7 protein-coding genes are annotated in these 5,329 nt (G+C 62.5%); 2 read left to right on the top strand and 5 right to left on the bottom strand.

Translation table 11 applies throughout. The features are described from left to right. Positions 1-33 precede the first annotated feature (33 nt). The gene (locus tag F6S12_RS29465; protein ID WP_011063976.1) at positions 34-630 is read right to left on the bottom strand and encodes a YceI family protein; all 597 of its coding nucleotides are present in this window, start codon (positions 628-630) and stop codon (positions 34-36) included. Between the two features lie 32 nt (positions 631-662). Then, entirely contained in the window at positions 663-1,214 is a 552-nt protein-coding gene (locus tag F6S12_RS29460; protein WP_011063977.1) for a cytochrome b, read from the bottom strand. Positions 1,215-1,531: 317 nt separating this feature from the next. Here F6S12_RS29460 and F6S12_RS29455 point away from each other — a divergent pair, with 317 nt between their 5' ends. Both F6S12_RS29455 and F6S12_RS29450 read left to right on the top strand, forming a co-directional pair. Next, complete coding sequence (locus F6S12_RS29455; RefSeq protein WP_065365096.1) at positions 1,532-2,938, top strand: adenosylmethionine--8-amino-7-oxononanoate transaminase; 1,407 nt, start codon at positions 1,532-1,534, stop codon at positions 2,936-2,938. Positions 2,939-3,021: 83 nt separating this feature from the next. Further along, a complete protein-coding gene (locus F6S12_RS29450; protein ID WP_019095274.1) occupies positions 3,022-3,741 on the top strand; it encodes a 16S rRNA (uracil(1498)-N(3))-methyltransferase in 720 nt (239 codons plus the stop codon). 16 nt (positions 3,742-3,757) lie between these two features. Here the strand turns inward: F6S12_RS29450 and F6S12_RS29445 are convergent, their stop codons facing one another. From F6S12_RS29445 to F6S12_RS29435, 3 genes are all read right to left on the bottom strand, one after another. After that, a complete protein-coding gene (locus tag F6S12_RS29445; RefSeq protein ID WP_011063980.1) occupies positions 3,758-4,660 on the bottom strand; it encodes a transporter substrate-binding domain-containing protein in 903 nt (300 codons plus the stop codon). A gap of 29 nt (positions 4,661-4,689) precedes the next feature. Then, the gene (locus F6S12_RS29440) at positions 4,690-5,040 is read right to left on the bottom strand and encodes a RidA family protein (RefSeq protein ID WP_015637347.1); all 351 of its coding nucleotides are present in this window, start codon (positions 5,038-5,040) and stop codon (positions 4,690-4,692) included. Positions 5,041-5,061: 21 nt separating this feature from the next. After that, the coding region (locus F6S12_RS29435; RefSeq protein ID WP_315869662.1) for an FAD-dependent oxidoreductase at positions 5,062-5,329 on the bottom strand (268 nt) is incomplete at its 5' end.

Genomic DNA, 5,329 nt, shown 5'->3' with positions numbered 1-5,329 from the left:
TCGCAGCCTGCGGCAGCGGCTACAGACGAAGCATTACTTCGCTTTCACGCCTTCGAAGCTGATGTACAGGTCAACATTGTTGGAGGCCGGGCCCAGGTCCATCATCTTGCCGAAATCCTGGCGATTGATGCTGGTGGTACCTTCGAAGCCGGCACGGTAGCCGCCCCATGGGTCCTTGCCTTCACCCAGGAAGGTGGCCTTGACCACGACCGGCTTGGTCACGCCGTGCAGGGTCAGGTCGCCGGCCACGTCAGCGGTCAGCTTGCCGTCGGCGTTCTTGCCGGTGGGCTTGACGCTGGTGGAGACGAACTTGGCGTCGGCAAACTTGCCAGCGTCCAGGAAGTCCTTGCTGGTGATGTGCTTGTCACGTTCGGCGTGGTTGGTGAACACGCTGGCGGTGCGCACGTTGACTTCGATCTTGGCGTCTTCCGGCTTGGCCGCGTCAAAGCTGAACTTGCCGTCCAGGTCCTTGAAGGTACCGGTGATGAAGCTGTAGCCCAGGTGGCTGATCTTGAAGTCGACGAAGGCATGCTGGCCTTCCTTGTCGATCACGTAGTCCGCTGCCATCACTTGACCGGCCGCCAATACAGCAGATCCGATTGCCAGAGCGGCGAGAGTCTTTTTCAACATGCTTTCTATTCCTTTTGAGTCAAGGTTGAACATCAGGCTTTGCGACCCAGCATACGGGTAAGGGTCGCATCACGATCGATAAAGTGGTGCTTCAGCGCAGCCAGGCCATGGATACCGGCAAAGATCACCAGTGCCCAGGCCAGGTACAGATGCACCACACCTGCTACATCTGCCTGGTCCGGTAGTCCGGAGATCAGGGCAGGAACTTCAAACAAGCCAAACACCGGGATACCCACGCCGTCGGCGGTGGAGATCAGGTAACCGGCAATCATGACCGCGAACAGGCCGAGGTAGAGGAACGCGTGCCCCAGCTTGGCCCCCAGGCGGGTCAGCGGCCCATGGTTGGCCGGGGCCGGCGGCGGTGGGCTGACCCACCGCCACAACACCCGCAGCAGCATGATTGCAAACAGTGTCAGGCCGATACTCTTGTGCAGGTCCGGCGCGTCTTTGCGCCAGGTGCTGTAGTAGTCGAGGCCGACCATCCACAGGCCCAGGGCGAACAGACCAAACACCGCCAGGGCCACGCCCCAGTGCAGAACAATGCTGACCCAACCATAGCGAGAAGAAGAATTACGTAACTGCATCAGTTGCATCCTGTAAGAAACGCAGATCAAGACTAGCGATTTACCTATCGAATTAAAGCGGAATTTTTTGCTTTGAAATATCGAGAAATACGATCAGTAGTCTGGACCGAGCGCGTTAAGAAAAGATTAAGCCTCACGCCAAGCCAGCCTTCTTGCTCCCTCGTGCCGTGCCCTGGGTCTTGCAGGCGGCGTCTTTGCACCTGACGCATCACGCCGTGGCGCGTCTTGCACAATAGGTTGTCCCGCGGCCATGCATTGCATAGGCTTGCCCGATTGTTCGCCCGCGCCGTTGGCGGGCCGCTTCCAGGAGACTGTACATGGGCCTGAATAACCAGTGGATGCAACGCGATCTTGCGGTGCTGTGGCATCCCTGCACCCAGATGAAAGACCACGAACAGCTGCCGTTGATCCCCATCAAGCGAGGCGAAGGCGTCTGGCTGGAAGACTTCGAAGGCAAACGCTACCTGGATGCGGTCAGCTCCTGGTGGGTCAATGTGTTCGGCCACGCCAACCCGCGCATCAACCAGCGCATCAAGGACCAGGTGGACCAGCTGGAACACGTGATCCTCGCCGGCTTCAGCCACCAGCCGGTGATCGAGTTGTCCGAGCGCCTGGTCAAGATCACCCCCGAAGGCCTGACCCGCTGCTTCTACGCCGACAACGGTTCGTCATGCATCGAAGTGGCGATGAAGATGAGCTTTCACTACTGGATCAACCGCGGCCAACCGAACAAGAAGCGCTTCGTCACCCTGAGCAACAGCTACCACGGCGAAACCATCGCCGCCATGTCAGTGGGCGATGTGCCGCTGTTCACCGAGACCTACAAGGCCCTGCTGCTGGACACCCTCAAGGTGCCGAGCCCGGACTGCTACCTGCGGCCCGAAGGCATGAGCTGGGAAGAACACTCGCGGAACATGTTCGCCGCCATGGAGCAGACCCTGGCCGAGCACCACGAAACAGTGGCCGCGGTCATAGTCGAGCCGCTGATCCAGGGCGCCGGCGGCATGCGCATGTATCACCCGGTGTACCTCAAGCTGCTGCGCGAAGCCTGCGACCGCTATGGCGTGCACCTGATCCATGACGAGATCGCCGTGGGTTTCGGCCGCACCGGCACGATGTTCGCCTGCGAGCAGGCCGGCATCCGCCCGGATTTCCTGTGCCTGTCCAAGGCCCTGACCGGCGGCTACCTGCCCCTGGCCGCGTGCATGACCACCGACGATGTCTACAGCGCCTTCTACGACGACTACCCGACCCTGCGCGCCTTCCTCCACTCCCACAGCTACACCGGTAACCCGCTGGCCTGTGCCGCGGCCCTGGCGACCCTGGATATCTTCGAGCAGGACAAGGTGGTGGAGAACAACCACGCGCTTGCCCGGCGCATGGCCAGCGCCACCGCGCACCTGGTGGACCACCCCCACGTTGCCGAAGTACGCCAGACCGGCATGGTCCTGGCCATCGAGATGGTCCAGGACAAGGCCAGCAAGACCGCCTACCCCTGGCAGGAACGCCGCGGCCTGAAAGTCTTCCAGCACGCCCTGGAACGCGGCGCCCTGTTGCGTCCCCTGGGCAGCGTGGTGTATTTCCTGCCGCCGTACGTGATCACCCCGGAACAGATCGACTTCCTCGCCGAAGTCGCCAGTGAAGGCATCGATATCGCCACCCGCGACCAGGTCAGCGTGGCGGTGCCCAAGGACTTCCACCCCGGCTTTCGCGATCCGGGCTAGAGCAGGTCGTTAGTTGTGGCCAGGGAGCTTGCTCCCTCGCCACAGAACGCTTTCCACCGATTCACATTCAACAGAGAACCCAGATGAGATTGTCCCGCTTCTTTATCGACGCCCCCCTGAGCCTAGGCGAACACGAGTTGCCGGAAGCCCAGGCACACTACATCGGGCGCGTACTGCGCATGGCCGAAGGTGCTGCCCTGCAGGTGTTCGATGGCTCGGGCACCGAGTTTCGCGGGGCTCTGGTGGAAGTGGGCAAGAAGCGGGTTCGGGTCCAGCTGAATGAAAGCTTCGCCGGCCAGGCAGAATCACCGCTGCGGATTCACCTGGGCCAGGGCCTGTCCCGGGGCGAGCGCATGGACTGGGCGATCCAGAAGGCCACGGAGCTTGGGGTCAGCGAAATCACCCCGATCTTCAGCGAGCGCTGCGAAGTGCGGCTCAAGGACGAGCGCGCCGACAAGCGCCTGCTGCACTGGCGCCAGGTGGCCATCAGCGCCTGCGAACAGTGCGGCCGCTCACAGGTCCCGGTGATCCACCCACCCGTGCTGCTGGCGGACTGGATCAAGCAGGCCCGGGCCGACCTGAAGCTGGTGCTGCACCCCGTGGCCCAGCCCCTGGAAAGCCACGCCAAGCCTGCCAGCCTGGCGTTCCTCATTGGCCCTGAAGGCGGCCTGACAGACGCCGAAGTGGAACTGTCCCACAGCGCCGGTTTCCTCCCCGCACGCTTGGGGCCGCGGGTGCTGCGTACCGAAACCGCCCCCGTGGTGGCCCTGGCCGTGGCCCAGCAACTGTGGGGCGATTTCTAACCCCTCCTGGTGGTGGCTATTGCACCGGATCGCTGGTGGGCTGGGCGATGATCGCTTTGAGTTCACTGGTCATGGGGAATTCCAGGTTCAGGCCCTTGGGCGGAATCGGCTGCTGGAACCAGCGCTGGTAAATGCCGTTGATTTCCCCGGAGCGGTACAGGTCCGCCAGGGCGCCATTGACCAGGGCCAGGAACTGCGGGTCATCCTTGCGCACCATGCAGCTGTAGATCTCCCGCGACTGTTCTTCCCCCACCACCACCCAGTTGTGCGGATCCCGGGCCTTGGCCCGCTCGCCGTACAGCAACGCATCGTCCATGTAGAACGCCGCCGCACGCCCCGACTGGAGCATCTGGAAGGCCTCGCCGTGGTCCTTGGCGCTGATCACGAACATGTCGATCTTGTGCTCGACGTTGTAGCTCTTGAGAAAACGCTCGTTGGTGGTCCCCGCCGTGGTCACCACGTTCTTGCCCCGCAGGTCGGCGAAGCTCTTGATCCCGCTGTCCTTGGCGGTCAGCAACTGGCCTTTGACGTAGATGAAACCGTAGGAGAACGCCACCTGCTTCTGCCGCTCGGCCGTCACCCCGGTGGAACCGCACTCCAGGTCCACGGTGCCGTTCTGCACCAGGGGAATGCGGGTCTGCGAGGTCACCAGGTTGTACTTCACCTTCAGGTTGGGCAGGTGCAACTGCTGCTGGATGCGCTCCACCACCTTGCTCGCCAGCTCCACGGAATAGCCCATGGGCTTGCCGCTGTTATCCCCCACGTAGGAAAAGGGCACCGAGGCATCGCGATAACCCAAGGTAATACTGGCGCTGTTGGCGATCTTCGCCAGGGTGCCCTGCAGAGGCGCTTCATTGGCCTGGGACATGGCGCTGAACAGCAGCCCCAAGGTGCAGCCGAGCAACGTGATCTTATGCATTGTTATTCTCCGTTGTGGGTAGAAGTGATTCAGCGGCGAACAGCGATGACGCTGATTTCGATGAGGATCTCCGGACGTGCCAAGGCCGCCTGCAAGGTAGTGCGAGCCGGTGCCTGGCCCGGAGACAGCCAGGCCGACCAGACCACGTTCATGGCCGCGAAGTCCGCCTGGATGTCCTTGAGGTAGAGCGTTGCGCTGAGCAGATGATCCTTGTCACTGCCGGCTTCGACCAGCAAGGCGTCGATCTTCTCCAGGACCTCCCGGGTCTGACCGCCGATGTCGCTGCTAGAGCCCGGCACCTGGCCGGAAAGGAACACCAGTTCGGCAAAGGTGACGGCGCCGCTGAGGCGATTGTTGCTGTGGATACGTTGGATACTCATCTGAAGACTCCTGTTGAACATTCAGGCGACGCGGGGCGCCAGGCCCTGCATGTCGATGCTGGTGGAACGCTGGCCGATCAGTTCGCCAAGCAGTTGGCCACTGCCGCAGGCCAGGGTAAATCCCAGCGCGCCGTGGCCAAGGTTGAGCCACAGGTTGCGGTAGGCGGTGGCCCCGATCAGCGGCACGCCGCTGGGGGTAGCCGGACGCATGCCGGCCCATTCCACGGCTGCCTGATAGTCACCGGCCTCGGCGAAGGTCTGGGCCGCCTGACGGCGCATCAGGGCCAGG

This window comes from Pseudomonas sp. JV245A, from assembly GCF_032424515.1.
Lineage (GTDB): Bacteria > Pseudomonadota > Gammaproteobacteria > Pseudomonadales > Pseudomonadaceae > Aquipseudomonas > Aquipseudomonas protegens.
This window is presented reverse-complemented; position numbering and strand designations above follow the sequence as displayed.